This is a genomic window from Corallococcus llansteffanensis, assembly GCF_003612055.1.
In the GTDB taxonomy this organism is placed as follows: Bacteria; Myxococcota; Myxococcia; order Myxococcales; family Myxococcaceae; genus Corallococcus; species Corallococcus llansteffanensis.
The window spans coordinates 1-1364 of sequence record NZ_RAWB01001025.1; the positions used below are offsets into that span (position 1 = coordinate 1).

Annotated in this window: 2 protein-coding genes; both read left to right on the plus strand. The window is 69.1% G+C overall.

All coding sequences use genetic code 11. The features are described 5' to 3' along the window. Window positions 1-1056: hypothetical protein (locus D7V93_RS45675; protein WP_158623988.1), on the plus strand; the 1056-nt coding region annotated here is incomplete at its 5' end. Window positions 1057-1116: 60 nt separating this feature from the next. Further along, window positions 1117-1364: hypothetical protein (locus D7V93_RS43045; RefSeq protein ID WP_147451683.1), on the plus strand; the 248-nt coding region annotated here is incomplete at its 3' end.

The following is a 1364-nucleotide window of genomic DNA, read 5'->3' on the forward strand; positions in this document are numbered from 1 at the left end:
GGATTGCAGGTGGTGGGCACCGTCCGGGACAGCCGGGGCCAGCCGGTGTCCCGTGGGTTCGTCTCCTTCACCCTGCCACGCGTGGGCTGGTGCGGCAGCGAACCGACGCGGCTTGGCCGGGTCCCCTTCTCGGAGGGGCAGCTCCGGATGTCGCTGCCCGGTGCGGGGGAACTGCGGGTCGTCGCCGAGGACGGTCGCGCGGCCCGGGTCCTCATCAACAAGGACGTCACCCCGGAGGTGACGGTATCGGTGGTCCTGCCAGACCATCCCGCCGCGCCCGCCGGAAATGGGGATGCATTGCCCTGGGCCCTGCCCGAACGACCGCCCTTCAGCATCGCGGTCGTCGCCGTGCCCGAACCCTCACGCCGTGGGACTCCGCGGCAGGTCGACCCCTTGCTGGTGAACGTGCTGGAGCATCAGTTGCGGGACAAGGGCTTCGCGCTGCAATCCGCCTCCATCTCCCCCGCGGGAATCGAAGCCCTCAGCGACTGCAACAGGGGGCGCGATTCCGAGCCCTGCACCCAGAAGGCCTTGCAGGACGTGCCGGCACGGGAGGCCATCATCCTCCAGCCGGGCTACCACCCGGACCTCGGGTACATCACCTACGTCGTGGTGGAGCCCTCCACCGGAAAACAGCGCGAACGGGGCGAGTTCCGGATGTTGGAAGCGCTGGAGCCGCAGGGAAGCCGTTTCACGCGGAGGCTCGCGCAGTCGCGTCTGCGCGGTGGCCGGTGGGGCGTCCTCCGGGAGGGTCCGCCCAGGAACGCCTGCGAGTACCTCGCTGGTGCGCGCTTCGAGACCGTCAAGGCGGACCAGGGCGTCTACAGCGCCGTCGACTTCCCTGCCCAGTCGCCCTACTCGATTGAAATGCGGGGCAGCTCCGGGGGTGGTGGCGACGGTTCACTGGACTGCGAGGGCTGGAACCTCGTCTCGGCCCCGCGGTCCTCACGGGAGGAGCCCCAGCCCCTGGGGAAGGTGGATCCCCTGACGGGCCGGCTCGTCCTCGATGGCCAGGAATACCTCCGGGCCGGAGTCGTCCGCCCTTCCGAGGAGTAGCGGACGGAGAAGGGAGGAAGCGGACACGGCCTTGCTGTGTTCTCCATCCAGGAGGCGTCCATGAACCCGTTTCGCGTCAGCGTCATCGCAGGGGTCGTCACGCTCGTGTCCGCCGGCTGCACCACCACGTTGTACAAGTCGAACCAGGTCAGTGCTCCGCTCCTGCGCGAGCAGGGGGAACTGAAGGGCAGCATCAGCCCCAGCAACGTGCAGGTGGCCTGGTCACCACGGGCCGGCGTGGGCCTTCTGGCCAACGGCTACTACGAGTCCTACGAGGAGGGGCGGCGAGAAGCGAACGGGCTGTTGGG